The sequence below is a fragment of the Thermopirellula anaerolimosa genome (assembly GCF_054657335.1).
On the sequence record NZ_BAAHYX010000004.1, the window covers coordinates 918,547 to 939,044 of the forward strand.

The window sequence follows — 20,498 nt, forward strand, 5'->3', positions numbered from 1 at the left end:
TGAAAAAATTCTAGCCCAATGGGCAATCGCGAGCAAGCCGAAAATCGGCGGTCGCATGGGGGTACCGGCGTCGGCCCCCACGAACAAGAATCGGCGCCCACAAAGTTTCAAAGAGTCTGCCGCACGACCGATTGTCTCGGCGGCGGCAAGCAAAGTGAGTTTCACTCTACCAGGAGAAAAGTGATGAGACGTTCTACGCCTCGCAAAGCGTTTACGCTGATCGAGATGTTGGTGGTCATCGGGATCATCGCGATCTTGGTGGCCTTGTTGTTGCCCGCATTGCAGGCCGCCCGCGAGCGTGCCCGCGCCGCCACCTGCCAAAGCAATCTGCGGCAGTTCGGCCTGGGCTTGCACATCCATGCCGATCGCGACCCTCAGGGCCGATTCTGCTCGGGCGCCTACGACTTCCGCCGTGACGGCTGCCCCGACACCTACGGTTGGGTCGCCGACATGGTGAACGGCGGTATCTGCCAACCCGGTAAGCTCCTCTGCGTCAGCAGCTCGCTCCCCGGCCTGGAGAAACTGAACGACCTGATCGGGATCACGGGTTCCAGCAGCCCCTCCGAGGGCGTCATCGTCAGCGAGATGCTGACCAACGCCTGCGGACAGTTGGCTTATGGGACCGGAACGCCCGGTACGGATGGCTACGAGACGGGAGCCATAACTTATTCCGGTACCCCGGACGTTCGCGCCGCCACTATCGCCGACCGCCTCTTGGCCGCCGGTTACAACACGAACTACGCGGCCAGCTACTTCCTGGTCCGCGGTGAACCCGTATTGCAGGTGCAATCGGTTTCCAGCGTGCCGTTCGTGCAAGCCGGAAACGCCCAAACTCGGTTGCCGTCTGGCACCCTTCATAACTTCGGCACAGGCAAGTACAAAGGCAAAGAAGATTCCACCGGCCCGTTGAGCCGCAGCGCCCTCGACGGCTCCACGATCCCCAGCTCCATCGTCCCCTTGCTTGGCGATGCCGGTCCCGGCGACGTGAAAGAAGCCGTCCTGACCAACACCATCGTCGACAAGAACGGCAAGGCCTATGCCAAGCAGGGCGACCGGCTCGCCGAGGCGTTCAACGACGGTCCAGCCTATGTCGATACGCCGAACACCCGCCTCACTTTGCTTTCGCCTAACCAGGGTCTGCAAATGCAGATGGACGCCGAGGCCGGCTTGATCGACCTCGGAAAGGCGGATGGGGTGGCATACTCTAGTTACGTCAAGGACGGTCAGACCGCCCCCGTGGATCAGTACTTCTACCGCCAGGACACCCGAGACTGGTACGCCGTGCACCGCGGTGTGGCCAACATCCTGATGGCCGACGGCAGCGTGCAGGAGTTCGCGGACCTGAACGGCGACGGCTACCTGAACCCCGGTTTCGAAATCCCTGTTTGGGAGAGCCGTTTGCGTTGTAAACTTTTTGGCGGGGGAGTGAGTTAAGAGCGCGAGGCTGGATAGGTCAGGAAGAGTCGCGGAAGAGGGATCAGGTGAATACGTGGGGCGGGGAGTCTTGAAAAGAGGGGACTCCAGAGGCGGGAAGGTGGCACTCGAAGGAAGAAAAGGCGGCGTTCGAGGGAAGAAAACGCCTCAAAGCGGTGCTTTGGCGGCCTTCCGCGCGCACTCCGCGCAGACCGTCATCCTGCGAGACGAGCTCAGCACCGACAAGATTCCCGATTCGTCCGCCGCTCTGGGGTAAAAAACCTAGGTGACCGCTACGGCGGGTTTTCCTGAAGGCTCTTGCTCAGCGGCGGAGCCGGACTCGGGATGTCCCGGGGCGGCAGGCTTGCCGTAGACTCTTTCCCGCAAGGCCTTGGAAATCGGACTGAGCCGCATCTTTCCCAACGTCCCCTCTCGACGCGGGGCCATCGCCAACAGCGTCGCAAACGCGGCGTGCACCACCATCACCGCCCCCACCTCCGCCGTAAACCGCCGGGCCCCGACGATGTTCCCGTCATCCACCCCCCAAAACACCTTCAGCCGGGCATTTACCCGTTCCACCGCCGTCCGCCCGCGGTACAACCGCTCAAACTTCCGCGTCGCCCGGGGTATCGCCGGAAACCGCCGCAAGTCGATCTCCCGCGGCACACGCACCGTCTTCCCGTAGGACTTCCCCGCATTGCAAATCTTGCTCATCAGACACTCCCACCCCTCGTGCTTGGCCGGACACCGATACTTGATCGTCTCCCGCGACGGCTCATACCCGATGTAGGCCATCCGATACCGCACCATCGGTTGGCTCACCCGATCGTAACAGTACACCGTCCCCGCCTCGTCGTAGACGATGTTCGAGTTCCCATCGTGGCCGGGCAACATCCGCTCCGCCTCCTCCTTCCACAAACTCCGATTCTCGATTACCGCCTTGATCCCCTCCCGCGACAACAACTCATGCACCGGATTCGTGTCGGCCGCCTTGTCATAGGCCAGACTCTTGATCCGACCTTGCGGCAGATTCCGTTTCACCTGCTCCAAAACCGCCGGCAACGTCTCGGCATCCCCGGCCGTACTCTCCGTGACCTTGTACCCCAACACCACTTCGTGCTTCACATCCACCGCCAGGTGCAGCTTGAACCCGAACCACTCCACCACCCGCGTCACGTTCCCGTCCTTGTCCGTGTACTCCTTGCGACCGCCCTTGGGTTGCGGAAGACCTTCCGCCTTCTCCTCCTCCGCCGCCTGTCCCTCCTTCCGCCGCGCCTTCAGCCCCGTGGCGTCCCCGGCCAGGTTCTCTCCCAAGTCCGGCACCACCTCGGCCAACCGTTGCACCATGGTGTTGAACATCTTTTGCAGGAGGCTGCGAAACGGTTCCCGGCCCAGCAGCTCCATAAACCGCGACATGTTCCAGGCGTTGGGAACCTGATCCTCCGATTCGATCCCAATCAGCTTCCGCAGCTCCGCGTTCCGCCTCAGTTCGGCCAGGCACGACTCCACGGTCGGATGCCGCAAGGCGATCTTCAAAAGCCACGTCCCCCAGAGCACACGGACCGGGTAGTCGTTCCGCCCCTTGCCCCGGGATCTCTCCAGAGATGTGAGAAACTCCTCGTCGGGAATGGACGTTAGAAATTCCCGCAGGGTGCGAATGGTGGGACTATCTTCCAGGGTATCCCAGGCGAAGAGAGGTCGGAGGTTGGGGATTTGCATAAAGGTCTTCCTGAGCCGCAGGACAAGGGATTCAGCCAACGCTTTGCGTGCTTTGCAGGGAAAGTTCTTGTTCCGCACCACCCAAGGGGCTTTGGATCAAGCCGATCCTTGTGAACGCATACCTTTACTACGCACCAAATCCCCGCTTGTTCGCAGGCTTGGTCGAAAAATCGTGAAAAATCGCTCCATCGCGGGAAAAACCGCCCCTTTTCCGCACATCCTGCGGGGAAGACCCTTTCCAGGCCCTTCCTAACTTCAATCCATCACGCGAGATGGGAACAACGCAAAGGGCTCGCGTCCAGCAGGCCTGGTATGCATGCGCCGCCGCCGGTGATTAGAATCGTGCGGGGCATCTCCGCATCGTCTCGCCGTAATCGTTCCAGCGCGCGAGCCAGATCGTCGTAAGCTTGCCGCCGAAATTGCTCGAGGTGCGGCAAAAACCGACCCAAATCCTCGAGGAGGCGTCGATCGCGAGAATAACGGTCAGCGGCGGAGTAGGTTACTTTCAAACCCTTCGCGATGGTGCGGATCCAGGCCTCGCCCGCGATACCCAGCCCGATGCTTTTTACGAGGCTTGGGGCGACATAGAAGGCTTGCGACGCCGTGTTCCCAATGTCGACCAACAAAAGCGGCATTTCGTATTGCGGCAAATGTGCCCCGTTGTTTTCGCCGGTGGACGCTGGGTTGATCAGCGAGGCTTGCCGGATGCAGTCGGCGGCAAGCCAATTTATGAGGGCGATTGGTTCGGCGGTCACGGCGTCGGGTACCACGTCCGCGGTGTGGAGTCGATCGAGCGCCTCATTGAGGAAGATGCGATTCATCGCGCCGAGGATCGCGCACGTCTGAGATCCGCCGGAGGGGAGGCCCAAGGCATCGTTCCAAGTGCCGAATTGCCAGGTCATGTTTTCGCCCTTATCGGGCAACAGCCGTTTGGCCTCGAAGGCAAGGACGGTCTCCAGTTGGTCCGGTTCGAAACGAGGCAGGACTGCGGCGGTGGTCACGCTCAGAGTCGGAGGAAAGGTAAGGATCAATTCGTCCGCCGCCTCTTCCTGACGGGAGAAGATTTGCTGCACGCCGTCCTTCAGAATGTCCAAGGTCTGGCCGCGATTCGCGGTGTGCGAGAGCGGTTTTTCGTGCGTGACGAGATCGACGTGCGTAAGTGTCAATCCGCCCGCGACGTTCCGTTCCAGTCGCGCGGCACGGATTGCCGTACCTCCGAAGGACACTCCCCAAGCCGATCGTGCCTTGGGTCGCAGCCAGCGCGAGAGCCGATCCATGAGACGCGCGGACTCGGCCGGAATCAAATTGAGTGAGATCGTCCCCGCGCCCAGTGCTTGCAAAGCGGCCCCCACTGTCGATAGGAACGCCCCCGGGTGTTGTCGCAGTAGTGCGCGATCCACCGTATCGGCCGATTCGATGCGGCGGAATTGCGTGATCCACTCCACGCGCGGCCCCAAAGCCGATCGCGGGGCGTCACGGAGAGGCCGCGCCCACGCCTTCGGTGAGTTCGGCGGAGCTTGGAGATCGGCGACCTCCTTTTCGGAGAGAATCGGCGGATGACCGGGCGGCAGAACCGCGGTCAAGTATCCGATCATGTTTTCCAAATAGGGATATGTGTAGTGGGCCGCCCGAACGAGGCCGACGATGCCGTGCAGGCCGGCGAGTCGCTCCTTCAAGGCCGCCAGATCGGACTCCCAACAGGACTCCGGCAGGGTCTCCAGTACGCGGAGAGCGTCGGCGAACCGGTTTTCTTGGACACACTTCTCCACGAGCTTTTTGACCACCGGTTGAAGTTTGCGGACGACTTCCAAGGCGGACTTGTGTTTCGGTTGCAGGGCCAAGAGTTCCCTCGCCACTTCGAGCGTCCGTCGTAAGTCCTTCCGTTGAATGCAGAGATTCAGTTCCGATTCGAATCGAGCGATTGCCGCGAGGTGAGTCTGATACTGCTTCAGCGACGAGATCACCTCCGGGATTTGCATGTCGCGAGGCAAGCCGGCCAAGATTCGGACGGCTTCTTCATAGTTTCCCGCCCGGGCTTGCTCGGCTGCCCGCGCTAGGACCGTCTCGGTCTCCGCTTTCCGTCGCGCCAAGAGCGGAGCCAGCGAGGCTTGCAATTGATCGGCTTGGCGGAGGAGTTGCGCATGTTCGTACCATGCCTGTTTTCCTCGCGGGATTTGTTCTAGGCAGGCGGCGGCATCCCACGGCTTTCCCTGGACCCTCAATTCCTCGGCTCGGGCAAGGAGATGCCGAATCTTGGACACGAATTTCGCTAGTTCCTCGGAGATGAGGTAGCCGCACACGCCGCAGAAGGTCTCGTCGCTGGGTATACGCGACCGGCAACCCGGGCAAACGCACCACAAGCCTGCTCCGCACCGTCCGCAAAAATTCCTCCGTCCCGAATTCGTTGTACCGCATTCCCGGCAGACGACATCGCGAGCGATCTCGTCCTCTGCGTTGTCTCCCGAGGACTTAGCGGCGGGAGGCGACGTCGCGGCGGGTGTCTGCGGCACCGCTTGCAGGTCCGCCGTCAATTTCATGAGGGCGGCATTGAACAGTCGCCAATCGCGTTCGGGCACGCCGTCCGGAACGATGTCGAGGATCGAATTCAGGTAAGCCGCCAAGGCCCCCGGTTCGCGGGAAAGGTTCAGCGACTTCGCCTCATGCAACAGGGCCGCGTGATCGAACGGCAACCCCAAGTTGCGGAGTTGTCGCCATGCCGTGAACAACGATTGCACAATCTCTCGCTGTTCGGGCGCCACACCGTGGGCCGGAACGGACGGGGCATCGGTGGATTCCATGCGTGGATCACTCATCGTGGTAAGCTGATCTCAGGATCGACGACCGCGGCCCAAATCTGAAACTCAAAGGATGTTGCGCCGGGATCATCGAAGGTGACCCTTACCGTCGCGGGGCGACCGCGGAGACGCACGAAACGGGGACAATCGGACGGAATCTCGATGCTCAAACGATAGTTTCCCTGCACCGCGGGGTCCGGTTTCAACGCCGCGCGTAAGTGGGGCGGGTCGCAGACCGCTTCCTTGATCGCTAACGGTCGAGGCAGGTCGCGCGTTCGCACCGACAGCACCGCCGCGGCACGCTTGCCCTGAGGAATTCGGCCGAAGTTCAAATGCCGTCCGCCGCCCAGAAAAGGGCTGTCGATCGTGATATTAGCGGGTGGTGCGCCGGCGAACGGAATCACCAGCGATCGCGTTTCCGCGTCCGCCGTCGTGTGGACGGCAAGCCGCACCTCGCCCTCCAGTTTCTCGCTCGTGAGTGCGGTCGGGACCTCGACGTCCACGCGATAGGCGCTCCGCGCGTCGAGATGCCGCACGGCATCCGCCGAGAGCGGCGTCACGTTACAGGAAACGCCCTCGGGCGTAACGCTTTCGATTTCCAGCCAGAACTCCGGCCACATTTGGGAGAACACCGTCATGCTCCGTCTCGCCGGCAGTCCGGGTGTCATGCCCGAAAAGTCCAATTGTTTGGGATCCACGGCCAAACGACTTTTGACGATCCCGCTGATGGTCAGCGTCACGCGGCGTCGGTCGGGGTCGTTGGTCAGGATTTCGGCGTGCTGCCGAAACGGTCCGAAATGCCGATCCTCCAGAAATCGGACCGTGACCTCGGCCTCTCCGCCCGGCGGGATCGGTTCGGCGGGCACGTCGCCCGTGGTGCAGCGACACGTGGACTCACCCAATTGCAGTTTAAGCGGCGCCGTGCCCCGATTCTCGATCTTAAAGCGGTGGACGGCCTCCTCGCTCAAGTCCACCGAGCCGAAATCGTGCTCCGGTTCCGGGACGAAGATTTCGGGTCGCAAGGCGGGAACGTCTTTGGTCGGGGTGGAGCCGCGTGTTTGCGTCGTCTCCACCGCCGGGACGGATTCGCCGACCGCCGACGTGTTTCCCTTCAAACGCGAGAGTCCCACCGCCAGGCCGAGGGTGCCCACCACCAAGGCAAACCCCGCAAAAACGCCAATCCAACGCAACATCACTGCGACTCCTATTTTCCGCCGTGATCACCGGTCCGTTGTCGTCGTCTCGGCGACGGTCGACTTTTCCGGCGAAGCGACCGCGGCTTGCACCCGCAGGATTTCCACGATCAAGTCTTGCTGTTCCTGAACCGGCTTGCCTGGGGCGACCGCCGTAATGCGCACGTCCACCGAGACGCGGAGATCGCTCTCGTTCGCCGAAGCATCCAGCCACAAGCCGTTCGGCAAGGGCCTTTCCCTCGCACCGGAGATCATGCGGCGATAATACGAAACCACGGCGGCGGGACGTGCGGCGTCGGCCAGACGGATGTAGCTCACCTCCACCAAGGGGCCTTTCATTGAATCGACGTCGTCGGGCCGGGCCGGAAGCGGAGCGAGGGAGACGGCGCAGCCCGGACAGCCGGCCGAGTGCACGGCGAAACCCACCATCGTTTCCGCGTCCCAAGACCGTCGCCGATCCATGATCGCACCCTCGCCCAGGCGATCCATCCAGCCCGCGATCAAGGCGTAGGTTTCGTCCAACCAGGCCTGATATTCCCATCGCGTCTTTCCTTGGGATGCGAACAGGGGCGCTGCCGGCATTTCCCTGGGTCGGCGCGGCGCGGCGCCGCCAGTTTGGGCTCGGGCGGCCGTGCTCACGGGTCGCGGACCGTACCGCGTCACCGCCGAGTCTTGATGCTCGCGGAGAACGTCCTTCATGACCGGGATCAGGCCCGGGTCCGCGTATTCCAGCGACGACAGGATGCCCTGCGGTTCTTCGGTCCAGCGCCGCCGCAGCAGTTCGCCCAGCGCCCACCGCGTTTCAGGGTGAGGAAGAGTGGCGGCGAAACCCACCACTCCCGCCGATTCCCGTAAATACACGACTCGATCCAACGCTCGGCTGGTCTTCTCCGCGACTTCCTCCGTCCACGGTCCGCCGACAAGCACGCCTCCCGAGGCGGCCAAACCGACGGGCGAAGCCCCGCGCCGGCCCTCCAGCAGCAACCGCCATTGAGAGAAATTCCACTCTTGGGCTCTTTCCCACTCTTGTGCTTGCAAATCGGGCGGCAGTGTCGCGATTACATCCAGCAGCAAGCGAATGTTGGCGTCTTCGGCGCGGGTCACGACATTGAGCACGGTTTTGCGTAGCGGCGAGTCGGGGATGGCGCTGATGCGTTCCCAGATCGCTTGCCGCACATCGCCGTCGGCCGACGGCAGGGCGCCGCCCACGGCCTCCGCCAACCACTGGGAATCCGATGAGGGCGCCAGTCGCACGATGTCGTCCGCCACCGCGGAAAAAACGCGGCTCGAGGCGGCGGCCTCCGCCGTGAAGACCGTCTCCAAAAAGACCCGGGCTGTTGCGGCGTCGCGACGATCCACGACCCGACGCCAACCCCGCAACACGGTGTCTTCCGCGACCGCCGTGCGGTTCCGCAGCAGACCGCCGACAATGCCTCGGAGATGAAGGGTGTCGTCCGCGGTACGGGCTGGGTCGGCGGAGGATGCTTTCCCTTCGAAAAACAGATCCATCAGACGTCCCAACTTCTCGGCCGCCGTAGGGTCGCCCACATGCAAGGCCCCTAGCGCCGACACGGCAGGTAGAAAACGCGGGGATTGCTCGCGCCAGGCCTTCTCGAAGTGCTCCATGGTCCAATCGGAGAATTCGGCCGGATACTCCGTCTTGACGGCGGGGGGAGAGGCCGGTGCCGGAGTCGGCGCCGCCGCAACCTCGTCCTCCGCCTCCAACGAGCGGTTGGGATCGGGGCCTTTCGCCTTGGACGCGGATCGGGGTTTCCTTGCGCGCGCGGCCGCAGCCTCAGTGTCCGCCTTTCTTTGCGCGGCCGCCGCCTCCTGCGCGGCTTTCTCCTCCGCCTGCTCTTGTTCCTTCCGCTGTTTGTACTGCGCCAGCCATTCCTCTTGGCCCATCCCGCCCCAAGCTTGAAGGCGCGGATCGCTCTTGCCGCAACCTGACAGCGCGGACGCCGCCAGCGCTAGCGCCAGCAGCAGCCCGATCCCGCGCTTTCCTCGCGGAGCCGAGCGGAAGATTCGGCGGCCCGGTCCAATCGTTCGGCTCATGATGGATTCCTCGATTCGCGGTCGATCGCTCGGGCGCAAGGACGCGAAGGCCGTCCCCGTCCCCTTTCCCAACTCCTTTCCGATCCAGTCGATTCCCATTTACGTATCCTTCGCGAAGACGGTTGACCCGGGCGAATTGTTAGAAATTGGTTAAAGAGCCTTCGGCGTGTCGCGTTCGCAACTAACATGGGATTTGGTCCCGAATCTTCCGGACATCGCCGGGGTGTCGAGTTCACCCCGGTGGGGCGGGCCGTATTCGTGGGAAACCGACCCGCCCATTTAGAGTGCTCACGGGAGGGATGGTCATGCCGGTACGAAAAAAACGTTCCATGCCGATCGGTCCATTGACTGCGGGCGGCATCGCCGCCGTGTCGTTGCTCGTTTTGGTGTGGTTTGTGTTCCTGCGTCCCAAGCCTAAACCGGTCGTCGCGGAGGCCGCCGCGTCGGACAAGGCCGCCGCCACCGCCGCGCCGCCTCGACCGGCAGTTCCGAATCCCGCTCCCGCCTCGGCTCCGGCCTCCGGTTTGGCGGAGCGTGTCGCGCGTTTGGAGGCCTTCCTGCCCGCCGACGCCGAACCGACCGAAGACCTCATATCGCGGTTGAGTCGTTTGGAGGCCCGGATCGAACACTTGCAGTCCCAGCTTGACGCCAAGACCACCGGTTCGATCATCAATGAGTGGCGGGTCTCCGCCCAATCGCCCGATTCCCCGCCCGCCGTGTCCAACGATTTTTTGGTGACGCGGCCGGTGTGGCGGGTGGCGTGCCGGGTGGCGAAGGAGGTCGGCCCGACGCGGCAGGTCTTGGTCCAGGTCTATCTGCGGCAGGAACCCGACCGTGTCATCGCCGAAATTCCCGCCAACAGCAGCATGGAGATTCGCGGCCGACCGGGCGTCTATTTCTTCCGCGTGACCGCCGTGGGCGCCGATGTCGTCGTCGCCTGGGAAAGTTGATCCGCGCCCGACGAGGCAAAATGTCGCACGCTCCCTTGGCGGTTTCCATGCATTGTCGGTCATCGGGGCGGGCTTTTTGAGGCATCGTCCGTTGCGTACGGCGTCTTTGGGCGGTTGAATCGTTTCGTCGAGGCCGCGTGCCGCGTCCGCCAACCTCTCGGTCATAAACCAAGCTTGCGGCGCCGTTACGCCCCCGACCGGGTTCGCGTGTCTGCGTTTTCCGCTCTTGTGATTTATCAGCGGCACTCCCTCTTGCGGTAACGTCCGTGGCAAATCTCTAGCAAAAGGCAAGACCGGGGACTCATTGGCATAAGTCCCCGGCCCGCATTCCCCGCGGTTGCAAGTCCCCGACATATGCGACCGTCCTCGGACGGTGACGATTCAGGTCAACAAGCACCGAGACATCCTTTCCAGGATGAACGGGCCTATCATTCGAAGTTCAGCGGCTTGCCCGCGTTGTTGTTGCGGATGAACACGCCGTTGAAGCAGCGGAACGGTTCCATCTCCACCGGACCGGGGCGGTAACCGGTCTTGAAGTAGTCCTCGGCCTCGCCGGCCGTTCCGTCACCGTCGTCGTCCCAAACAGAGCCCTTTGCGTTGTTCCCATCTCGCGTGATGGATTGAAGTTAGGAAGGGCCTGGAAAGGGTCTTCCCCGCAGGATGTGCGGAAAAGGGGCGGTTTTTCCCGCGATGGAGCGATTTTTCACGATTTTTCGACCAAGCCTGCGAACAAGCGGGGATGTCATGCGTAGTAAATGTATGCGTTCACAAGGATCGGCTTGATCCAAAGCCCCTTGGGTGGTGCGGAACAAGAGCTTTCCCTGCGAAAGCACGCAAAGCGTTGGCTCAATCCCTTGTTCTCCGGCTCAGGAAGACCTCCATGCAAATCCCCAACCTCCGACCTCTCTTCGCCTGGGATACCCTGGAAGATAGTCCCACCATTCGCACCCTGCGGGAATTTCTAACGTCCATTCCCGACGAGGAATTTCTCGCATCTCTGGAGAGATCCCGGGGCAAGGGGCGGAACGACTACCCGGTCCGTGTGCTCTGGGGGACGTGGCTTTTGAAGATCGCCTTGCGGCATCCGACCGTGGAGTCGTGCCTGGCCGAACTGAGGCGGAACGCGGAGCTGCGGAAGCTGATTGGGATCGAATCGGAGGACCGGGTCCCCAACGCCTGGAACATGTCGCGGTTCATGGAGCTGCTGGGCCGGGAACCGTTTCGCAGCCTCCTGCAGGAGATGTTCAACACGATGGTGCGGCGATTAGGCGAGGTGGTGCCGGACTTGGGAGAGAACCTGGCCGGAGACGCCACGGGGCTGAAGGCGCGGCGGAAGGAGGGACAGGCGGCGGAGGAGGAGAAGGCGGAAGGTCTTCCGCAACCCAAGGGCGGTCGCAAGGAGTACACGGACAAGGACGGGAACGTGACGCGGGTGGTGGAGTGGTTCGGGTTCAAGCTGCACCTGGCGGTGGATGTGAAGCACGAAGTGGTGTTGGGGTACAAGGTCACGGAGAGTACGGCCGGGGATGCCGAGACGTTGCCGGCGGTTTTGGAGCAGGTGAAACGGAATCTGCCGCAAGGTCGGATCAAGAGTCTGGCCTATGACAAGGCGGCCGACACGAATCCGGTGCATGAGTTGTTGTCGCGGGAGGGGATCAAGGCGGTAATCGAGAATCGGAGTTTGTGGAAGGAGGAGGCGGAGCGGATGTTGCCCGGCCACGATGGGAACTCGAACATCGTCTACGACGAGGCGGGGACGGTGTACTGTTACGATCGGGTCAGCCAACCGATGGTGCGGTATCGGATGGCCTACATCGGGTATGAGCCGTCACGGGAGACGATCAAGTATCGGTGTCCGGCCAAGCACGAGGGGTGGGAGTGTCCGATGAGCAAGATTTGCAATGCGGGGAAGTCCTATGGGAAGACGGTGCGTGTGCCGCGGGAGATTGACCTGCGACGGTTTCCGGCGATACCCCGGGCGACGCGGAAGTTTGAGCGGTTGTACCGCGGGCGGACGGCGGTGGAACGGGTAAATGCCCGGCTGAAGGTGTTTTGGGGAGTGGATGACGGGAACATCGTCGGGGCCCGGCGGTTTACGGCGGAGGTGGGGGCGGTGATGGTGGTGCACGCCGCGTTTGCGACGCTGTTGGCGATGGCCCCGCGTCGAGAGGGGACGTTGGGAAAGATGCGGCTCAGTCCGATTTCCAAGGCCTTGCGGGAAAGAGTCTACGGCAAGCCTGCCGCCCCGGGACATCCCGAGTCCGGCTCCGCCGCTGAGCAAGAGCCTTCAGGAAAACCCGCCGTAGCGGTCACCTAGGTTTTTTACCCCAGAGCAGCGGACGAATCGGGAATCTTGTCGGTGCTGAGCTCGTCTCGCAGGATGACGGTCTGCGCGGAGTGCGCGCGGAAGGCCGCCAAAGCACCGCTTTGAGGCGTTTTCTTCCCTCGAACGCCGCCTTTTCTTCCTTCGAGTGCCACCTTCCCGCCTCTGGAGTCCCCTCTTTTCAAGACTCCCCGCCCCACGTATTCACCTGATCCCTCTTCCGCGACTCTTCCTGACCTATCCAGCCTCGCGCTCTTAACTCACTCCCCCGCCAAAAAGTTTACAACGCAAACGGCTCGCTGGACGCCATGATCCTCGGTCCCACCCTTTCCCCGCATCCGAACGCCTGACGTTGCTCCGGACTCTTGGGGCAAGCATCCGCGTCGTTTGGCCGCCTCACGTTCGTGACCTGGTTCCCGCTCGAGCGGCGACAAGAGGGCGGCTGGAACGGCAATCGCTTCGACGGCAGCCGCCTGCTGCAAAAGGCACGGCGTGACCGTCGCTCGCGCCGTGCGAGACAACCCGTACCGGCCGCGACCTTCGCAGGCGTCGGTCGCACCCGTGCGGCCTTTTCTTAATTCATAAAAAAAGTCCGGACTCCCAAGGATGTCCGGACTGTGCGAAAAATGGAGCGGAGGGGAGTCGAACCCCCGACCTCTAGAGTGCGATTCTAGCGCTCTCCCAACTGAGCTACCGCCCCGCACAATCTTTTCGGTTGTCCCGCCGAGAAACGTCGCCGAAACTCCGTAAGGAAGCAGCGCGTTTCGCCTTGCGGTCGCCGCCCAAAAGCTTCACGAGTTCTCTCATGCGACCTAGAGACTGATTCTATGTTTTCTCTTACGGCATGTCAAAGGCGGGTGGCGCAAAAGAGCCCTTTGCGTTGTTCCCATCTCGCGTGATGGATTGAAGTTAGGAAGGGCCTGGAAAGGGCCTTCCCGCAGGATGTGCGGAAAACGGGCGGTTTTTCCCGCGATGGAGCGATTTTTCACGATTTTTCGACCAAGCCTGCGAACAAGCGGGGATTGCATGCGTAGTAAGGGTGTGCTTTCACAAGGATCGGCTTGATCCAAAGCCCCTTGGGTGGTGCGGAACAAGAACTTTCCCTGCAAAGCACGCAAAGCGTTGGCTGAATCCCTTGTTCTCCGGCTCAGGAAGACCTTTATGCAAATCCCCAACCTCCGACCTCTCTTCGCCTGGGATACCCTGGAAGATAGTCCCACCATTCGCACCCTGCGGGAATTTCTAACGTCCATTCCCGACGAGGAGTTTCTCACATCTCTGGAGAGATCCCGGGGCAAGGGGCGGAACGACTACCCGGTCCGTGTGCTCTGGGGGACGTGGCTTTTGAAGATCGCCTTGCGGCATCCGACCGTGGAGTCGTGCCTGGCCGAACTGAGGCGGAACGCGGAGCTGCGGAAGCTGATTGGGATCGAATCGGAGGATCAGGTTCCCAACGCCTGGAACATGTCGCGGTTTATGGAGCTGCTGGGCCGGGAACCGTTTCGCAGCCTCCTGCAAAAGATGTTCAACACCATGGTGCAACGGTTGGCCGAGGTGGTGCCGGACTTGGGAGAGAACCTGGCCGGGGACGCCACGGGGCTGAAGGCGCGGCGGAAGGAGGGACAGGCGGCGGAGGAGGAGAAGGCGGAAGGTCTTCCGCAACCCAAGGGCGGTCGCAAGGAGTACACGGACAAGGACGGGAACGTGACGCGGGTGGTGGAGTGGTTCGGGTTCAAGCTGCACCTGGCGGTGGATGTGAAGCACGAAGTGGTGTTGGGGTACAAGGTCACGGAGAGTACGGCCGGGGATGCCGAGACGTTGCCGGCGGTTTTGGAGCAGGTGAAACGGAATCTGCCGCAAGGTCGGATCAAGAGTCTGGCCTATGACAAGGCGGCCGACACGAATCCGGTGCATGAGCTGTTGTCGCGGGAGGGGATCAAGGCGGTGATCGAGAATCGGAGTTTGTGGAAGGAGGAGGCGGAGCGGATGTTGCCCGGCCACGATGGGAACTCGAACATCGTCTACGACGAGGCGGGGACGGTGTACTGTTACGATCGGGTGAGCCAACCGATGGTGCGGTATCGGATGGCCTACATCGGGTATGAGCCGTCGCGGGAGACGATCAAGTATCGGTGTCCGGCCAAGCACGAGGGGTGGGAGTGTCTGATGAGCAAGATTTGCAATGCGGGGAAGTCCTATGGGAAGACGGTGCGTGTGCCGCGGGAGATCGACTTGCGGCGATTTCCGGCGATTCCGCGGGCGACGCGGAAGTTTGAGCGGTTGTACCGCGGGCGGACGGCGGTGGAACGGGTGAATGCCCGGCTGAAGGTGTTTTGGGGGGTGGATGACGGGAACATCGTCGGGGCCCGGCGGTTTACGGCGGAGGTGGGGGCGGTGATGGTGGTGCACGCCGCGTTTGCGACGCTGTTGGCGATGGCCCCGCGTCGAGAGGGGACGTTGGGAAAGATGCGGCTCAGTCCGATTTCCAAGGCCTTGCGGGAAAGAGTCTACGGCAAGCCTGCCGCCCCGGGACATCCCGAGTCCGGCTCCGCCGCTGAGCAAGAGCCTTCAGGAAAACCCGCCGTAGCGGTCACCTAGGTTTTTTACCCCAGAGCGGCGGACGAATCGGGAATCTTGTCGGTGCTGAGCTCGTCTCGCAGGATGACGGTCTGCGCGGAGTGCGCGCGGAAGGCCGATCAAAGACCGCTTTGAGGCGTTTTCTTCCCTCGAACGCCGCCTTTTCTTCCTTCGAGTGCCGCCTTCCCGGCTCCAGAGTCCCCTCTTTTCAAGACTCCCCGCCCCACGTATTCACTTGATCGCTCTTCCACGACTCTTCCTGACCTATCCAGCCTCGCGCTCTTAACTCACTCCCCCGCCAAAAAGTTTACAACGCAAACGGCTCGGCGCAAAACCGCTTGGCGACACCCCTTTCGCCTTAGCCCATTGCGACATCCAACGCCCCGACGACCCCAGCCGAGAAATGAGGCGACGCCGCACTTCCTCGGCTTCTCTCGCTAACTTTTTTCGTTCGACGCCCGCAACGTTTCGCCGGTTTCAGCCAAGCGTCCGAGATTGAAACAAATTGGAGGCTTGACAGCAGATAACTACCGTGGTAGTATTACCACGGTAGACGAAACACGCGGTTCGCTTGCTGACGGGCTATCACTGACGCGTTCTCGGTTTTCCTTCATCATTCATGGAGTCGATCATGCGTCCCGGAAAACTGCGGCTGGGAGACCTGCAGTTGAAAATACTTCGGGTCTTATGGCACCGAGGCGAGTGCGGTGTCACGGAAGTGCATCAGGCCCTGGGGTCCGGGCGATACGCTTACACCACGGTCGCCACGATGCTCCGCAAAATGGAAGCCCGCAAGCTCGTCGCCCATCGTTCGGAAGGCCGCCGGTTCGTGTACTTTCCTTTGGTGCGAGAGGACGCCGTGGCACGCTCCGCCGCGGCCGAATTCGTCGACCGAATCTTCAAGGGCAGCCTGACGGCGGCGGTGTGCCAGCTCTTGGATTCGCGCGACGTCAGTCGCGAGGAATTGGAGGCATTGGAGCGTTTGATCGCGGAGCGCAAAGACCTAGAAACACCCCGGCATCCGGAGTGTTGATAAAGAAGAGAGAGATGGTTGTCCCGGAAGGACCGACGCGAGGAAAGCTACGCCCCCAAAAACGGTGAACGAGGTTTCGCATCATGCAAGCAGCGTGGTACTTTCCCTGGGCGTTCGCCGCCGTGACGGTGGGCATAATTTACCTGGCTGCGGCGCTTGTGGAACGCATGTGCGCCGCACCGGACCGTCGCCGCTTGGCATGGCGGATCGGCGCGACATGCACTCTTGCCCTGGGTCTGCTGGTTCTCACCGGACTGGATCGCGCCGTGGGGGCGCTACTCTTGGAGTATTTTCCGCCTTCCGTGCGGATCGCATCATCGGTATCAGATTTCCAAGCTGATCCCACCCCGGGCGATCTTGTCGGCGACTCCACGGCACTTGCCGTAAAAATCGACGCGACTCGATACGGCGCCGACCGCCCCTTTCCGCCGCGTGCCTTCGACAATGCGACCGACTTCGCGACCGCGAACGTCGTCGAACCGGCAGGCCAAGGCGAGTCACCCACCCCGCTGGAATCGGGAGCCAACGGCGGCGAAGGCGAATTCAACAAGGCCGCCCTGGTCGGCGGCGTCTGGCTGTTGGGCTCGCTTCTGTGTTGGCTGCGTCTGCAATGGGCACATCTGCGGTTGTGGTGGACTTGCAAGCCGACTCGCAAGCTGACCGGCAGTGCGGTCAACGAATTCGTCGCCCGTTGGGCGAAACCCCTGCATCTGCCGCCGGATATTCCCGTCTATCTCTTGCCCATGCTGAAGACGCCCGTGGCGTGCGGTGTCTTTCGGCCTACGCTCGGATTGCCGGAGAGCTTCAATACCGCGCGACCCGATCCGGCGGAGCAGGCGATCCTGCTGCATGAGATGGCACATTTGGCGTCCCGCGATCCGGGGTGGCGCTACTTGGCCGGTCTCGGCGCGGCCGTCCTTTGGTGGCATCCCGCGGCTTGGGTGATTCGTCGCCGCCTGGATTGGGCCTGCGAGTTTGCGGCGGATGAGGCGTCGCTCCTGCTGGCGGACGGCCCTCGCCATCTTGCCCGCGGACTATTGCGCTACGGGCGAATCGTCGCTCCCGGTCTCCGTTCGGCGGTGGCGGCCGGCGGAGACGGTTTCGGCTCGGGTCTGGCTCGACGAGTCGCCAGGCTGATCAGCATCTCGCGTCAACCGACCAAACAAAGTCGACGCAGTTCCTTTCGAACCGCTTCGACGATCACGATCGTTGTGACCGCGCTGGCGGTCGCTTGTACCACGGTTTGGGCAGGGGTCGTTCAGCCGCTGCCCCAAGAAGAAGGAGGAACGGTGATGACCAAGTTTACGGCATCGTGGCGAGGCTCGTTGTCGGCCGTGGCGCTGGCGGCGATCCTCTCCCCATGGAGTTCGGCGACGGCGGAAGAAGGTCGCCGCGAAGGCCCGCCCCCGCCCAAAGATCGGCCGCCCGCGGTGGAACGAGACCGCGATCGGGGACCGGAGCGAGACCGCGGGCCTGAGCGGGATCGTCCTGAAGGAGAACGGGGCGACCGGGTCGAGCGACCCCGCCCCCCTCAACCGGAAGGCATGCGGGAGGAACTGGAACAGGCCATGCGCCGCATTCAAGGAGCGCAGGCTGAACTGAAGGAGCGGGCCCAGGCCCTCCGCCGTGAAATGGAAGGCGCCTCCGACGAAGCAAAGGCGAGAATCCACGAGGCCATGGAGGGGCTGGAACGCGAAATGCGCGAACTCGAGGCCAAGAAACGCGAGGTGATGGAACGATTCGGTTTCCGTCGTCCGCCGGAAGCGGGTCCGCCGGGTCCTCCGCCCGAGGCCTTGGAGCGCCGCTTGGAGGATCTCCGCAAAGAAATCGGCCGGGCGCGTGAAGAGAATCGCATGGATGCGGTCGAACGTTTGGAGCGAGAGATCGCCGAAGTGGAACGTGCCCTGCATGCCGCTCGTGAGGGAAGGCCCAGGCCGCCGGAAGCCGGTCCTCCCGGTCCGCCTCCCGAAGTCTTCGAACGCCGCATGCGGGAATTGCACGAGCAGCTCGAGCGAGCACGACAAGAGGGCAAGGAAGAACGGGTACGCGAGTTGGAGCGGAGAATCGACGAACTTCACCGGATGCTGCGTGCCCGTGAAGAAGGACGCCCCGTTCCCCCGCCCATGCCGCCGGAGAGAATGGAGCGACTGCAACGGGCTGCGGAATTGCTACGGCGCGAAGGTCTAGGTGATATGGCCGAGCTATTGCTGCGGTCGGCCCGCCCGACGCCGCCAGGCCCCCACGGACCTCCTCCGCCTCCTCCGCCGCCCGACGAACCTCGGTGATTCGCCCCGGCTAAGCTACGGACAAAGCGAATCCGCTCTCCGACCCGGAAGACCGGTGTGACGGAGAGCGATCCGGCGATTACCGAAAGTGTGACACCGGGGAGAGGACTTCCGTCCTCTCCCTCCTTTTTGCGCCAGGGTGCCGGGAGGATCGCCCACCGACTCTTGCGATCTCAATAGCAAGGGCAGTCCGGGCGGGGCGTCACCATCGCCTGACCCTCGAACTCGCGATCCACCACCGCGCTGACGGTGAACTTCCTGCCCGTGAAGTCGATCGCACAATGCCTCAGAGCGTTGAGAAACGGACGGTGACTCAGGGAGACGCAAACGGTAACCCGAATCTCGCCCGGGTTGAGGGTCGGCAACCCGCTGATGTCGCACGGTAAATCACCGCGGACTTGAACGGGATTGTCCGACAGGGGGTCTTCCAGAACCAGCGTCATCGCCGGACCGACGCTCAAGCCGTGCAAACCGAGAACGCTGTGAGCCGAGAGCGCCGTGGCGTCGATGTCCGCTCCCTTCGCCGCCTCCCGTGCAGCGACCGTGGCCGCGTGAACGATGGTTTGTTCGACCAGCATCAAGATCCCGAACTGGATAACGGCCAGAAAGGTCAACACCAGGATGGGCAAGATCAGCACGGCCTCCAGCGTCAGCGAGCCGCCGCGCATGCGACGGCGCCAAAGCAATGGTTTCGTTCGGAAACGATGTGCTCCGGTCGACAACGCCGTCGCGGACTGCGGACGTTGCTCCAAAGCATATCGCGCCGAACGATCGCCGGTTTCGCCGGCCTGAGCGACGGATGGTAGCCTAATGTTCATCCTCACGGTCCCGGGCAGATGTATCGGTCCACGCGCACCAAGCGCGGCCGACCTTCGGCACACGAATAGGCGGCAATGGTGAAAGCGGTGATTCGATAGGCCGGCATGTTCAAGCCGAAAACACGGCAGATCGGGCTGGGCACTTCCATCACGGCTTGAGCACGCACGGCATATTCCGTTCCTACTCCGCCGCCGATTTCCACATAGGATTGCCCGTTATTGTTGGGCGAACTCGCGGGAGGGCACGGCAAGTCGGGAATCCCCGATGGATGAACCGGACAGGTCGGCGAGCAGTCGTTCGAAGTCTCGGTGTTGTCGAAGAAGACCCCGGTGACGGGCGGCAGGGGTGTCCCGTTGATTGCGAACACCACCGTCACCCGAACGCCGTCGCGACCGATTCCGTCGCCGTCATCCTGTCCGCTCCCGTTGGAAACCCCCGCTGTCCGGGCCCCAAAACGGATGCGATCCCCCGGTTCGAAGCCCAAGTCTCCCGAGTTCGGGTCGGGGGAAAAATTGATCGTCAGTGTCGGCGACGTTCCGGCGGTCGGCACGAACTGCACCTGGTTGGCGGGATCGGTGAAACCGAAGACGTCCGTTTGGCAGGGCAGGATCGAGGCCGGCGAATCGTCCGAGAGGATCGGCCCCGCCGAGCTGAAATCAAAGACGCCGCTCCCCCCGCCCGCCTGAAGGTCGATGGTCACGGTTTGGATCGTCAGTCCCGGCGGCGCGTTCGGGTCCGGGCGAAAAGCGATTCCCCAGGCGTTATCTTGAGCCAAATTCCCCGGTCCCTGGGCCGAGGCGTCGATCAACACCGATCCGGCACTGCAACCCGGCCGAATCCCCGCGTTAAAGGTCAAAGGACAGTTCGGATCGTCCGTGAGGATCGCGCCGAAGATCAAGTTCCCCTCCGGCAAGACCGCTCCCCCCGGCCTAAAAACCGTAGCCGTGCACGCGAGGTTCTGATTAGGGTTTGCCGGTCCCGCCGCGGGATCGTAATTCAGACCCAAGACCAAGGGATAGCTCCGAACCGTATTGTTGGCGGCATAAGCCGCCCCGACTTGGCGTGGGATGTAGGTGTCCGTACCGCCCGATTCGGCCCAGTTCTGTACGGCAGCCAAGGCGGCGGATTCCAAACCGTTTTCCAATTCGACTCGCGCCACCCACAAGTGCCCCATTTCGAAGACGAAGGCGAACAGAGTGAGGAAAATGGGCAACGTGAGGATCAACCACAACGTCGAGAAACCTCGGCGCCCTCGGCGGGTACCTCCGCCGACGCGCAATCTCGGTCGTTCGCTGCTTCCAGCAACGATCCCAATGGACTCGACCGATCTCATCGA

Annotated in this window: 12 protein-coding genes and 1 tRNA gene; 6 read left to right on the forward strand and 7 right to left on the reverse strand. The window is 62.5% G+C overall.

Translation table 11 applies throughout. The features are described 5' to 3' along the window. The first annotated feature begins 183 nt into the window (after positions 1-183). A complete protein-coding gene (locus tag ACYQ6J_RS04085) occupies positions 184-1,434 on the forward strand; it encodes a DUF1559 family PulG-like putative transporter (protein ID WP_460182921.1) in 1,251 nt (416 codons plus the stop codon). A 261-nt stretch (positions 1,435-1,695) separates the two neighbouring features. Here ACYQ6J_RS04085 and ACYQ6J_RS04090 read toward each other — a convergent pair whose 3' ends face one another. From ACYQ6J_RS04090 to ACYQ6J_RS04105, 4 genes are all read right to left on the reverse strand, one after another. Next, the gene (locus tag ACYQ6J_RS04090; RefSeq protein WP_460182922.1) at positions 1,696-3,132 is read right to left on the reverse strand and encodes a transposase; all 1,437 of its coding nucleotides are present in this window, start codon (positions 3,130-3,132) and stop codon (positions 1,696-1,698) included. Positions 3,133-3,395: 263 nt separating this feature from the next. Continuing rightward, entirely contained in the window at positions 3,396-5,930 is a 2,535-nt protein-coding gene (locus ACYQ6J_RS04095; RefSeq protein WP_460182923.1) for a hypothetical protein, read from the reverse strand. An 11-nt stretch (positions 5,931-5,941) separates the two neighbouring features. Beyond that, complete coding sequence (locus ACYQ6J_RS04100) at positions 5,942-7,120, reverse strand: DUF1573 domain-containing protein (protein ID WP_460182924.1); 1,179 nt, start codon at positions 7,118-7,120, stop codon at positions 5,942-5,944. Between the two features lie 27 nt (positions 7,121-7,147). Further along, positions 7,148-9,274, reverse strand: a complete 2,127-nt coding sequence (locus ACYQ6J_RS04105) for a hypothetical protein (RefSeq protein ID WP_460182925.1) — start codon at positions 9,272-9,274, stop codon at positions 7,148-7,150. A gap of 206 nt (positions 9,275-9,480) precedes the next feature. Here ACYQ6J_RS04105 and ACYQ6J_RS04110 point away from each other — a divergent pair, with 206 nt between their 5' ends. Further along, positions 9,481-10,125, forward strand: a complete 645-nt coding sequence (locus ACYQ6J_RS04110) for a hypothetical protein (protein ID WP_460182926.1) — start codon at positions 9,481-9,483, stop codon at positions 10,123-10,125. 880 nt (positions 10,126-11,005) lie between these two features. Next, a complete protein-coding gene (locus tag ACYQ6J_RS04115) occupies positions 11,006-12,442 on the forward strand; it encodes a transposase (protein WP_460182927.1) in 1,437 nt (478 codons plus the stop codon). A 633-nt stretch (positions 12,443-13,075) separates the two neighbouring features. Here the strand turns inward: ACYQ6J_RS04115 and ACYQ6J_RS04120 are convergent. Next, positions 13,076-13,148, reverse strand: a tRNA-Ala gene (locus ACYQ6J_RS04120). 461 nt (positions 13,149-13,609) lie between these two features. Here ACYQ6J_RS04120 and ACYQ6J_RS04125 point away from each other — a divergent pair. The 3 genes from ACYQ6J_RS04125 to ACYQ6J_RS04135 all read left to right on the forward strand — a co-directional run bounded on the left by ACYQ6J_RS04125 (position 13,610) and on the right by ACYQ6J_RS04135 (position 18,343). Next, positions 13,610-15,046 (forward strand): transposase, encoded by a 1,437-nt coding sequence (locus tag ACYQ6J_RS04125; protein ID WP_460182922.1) that lies wholly within the window; start codon positions 13,610-13,612, stop codon positions 15,044-15,046. A 610-nt stretch (positions 15,047-15,656) separates the two neighbouring features. Continuing rightward, complete coding sequence (locus ACYQ6J_RS04130) at positions 15,657-16,058, forward strand: BlaI/MecI/CopY family transcriptional regulator (protein WP_460182928.1); 402 nt, start codon at positions 15,657-15,659, stop codon at positions 16,056-16,058. A gap of 83 nt (positions 16,059-16,141) precedes the next feature. Next, positions 16,142-18,343, forward strand: coding sequence for a M56 family metallopeptidase (locus tag ACYQ6J_RS04135; RefSeq protein WP_460182929.1), 2,202 nt, complete (start codon positions 16,142-16,144; stop codon positions 18,341-18,343). A gap of 173 nt (positions 18,344-18,516) precedes the next feature. Here the strand turns inward: ACYQ6J_RS04135 and ACYQ6J_RS04140 are convergent, their stop codons facing one another. Together ACYQ6J_RS04140 and ACYQ6J_RS04145 are read right to left on the reverse strand one after the other, a co-directional pair. Continuing rightward, entirely contained in the window at positions 18,517-19,011 is a 495-nt protein-coding gene (locus ACYQ6J_RS04140) for a TadE family protein (RefSeq protein ID WP_460182930.1), read from the reverse strand. A gap of 152 nt (positions 19,012-19,163) precedes the next feature. After that, the gene (locus ACYQ6J_RS04145) at positions 19,164-20,393 is read right to left on the reverse strand and encodes a TadE/TadG family type IV pilus assembly protein (protein ID WP_460182931.1); all 1,230 of its coding nucleotides are present in this window, start codon (positions 20,391-20,393) and stop codon (positions 19,164-19,166) included. Between the last annotated feature and the right edge of the window lie 105 nt (positions 20,394-20,498).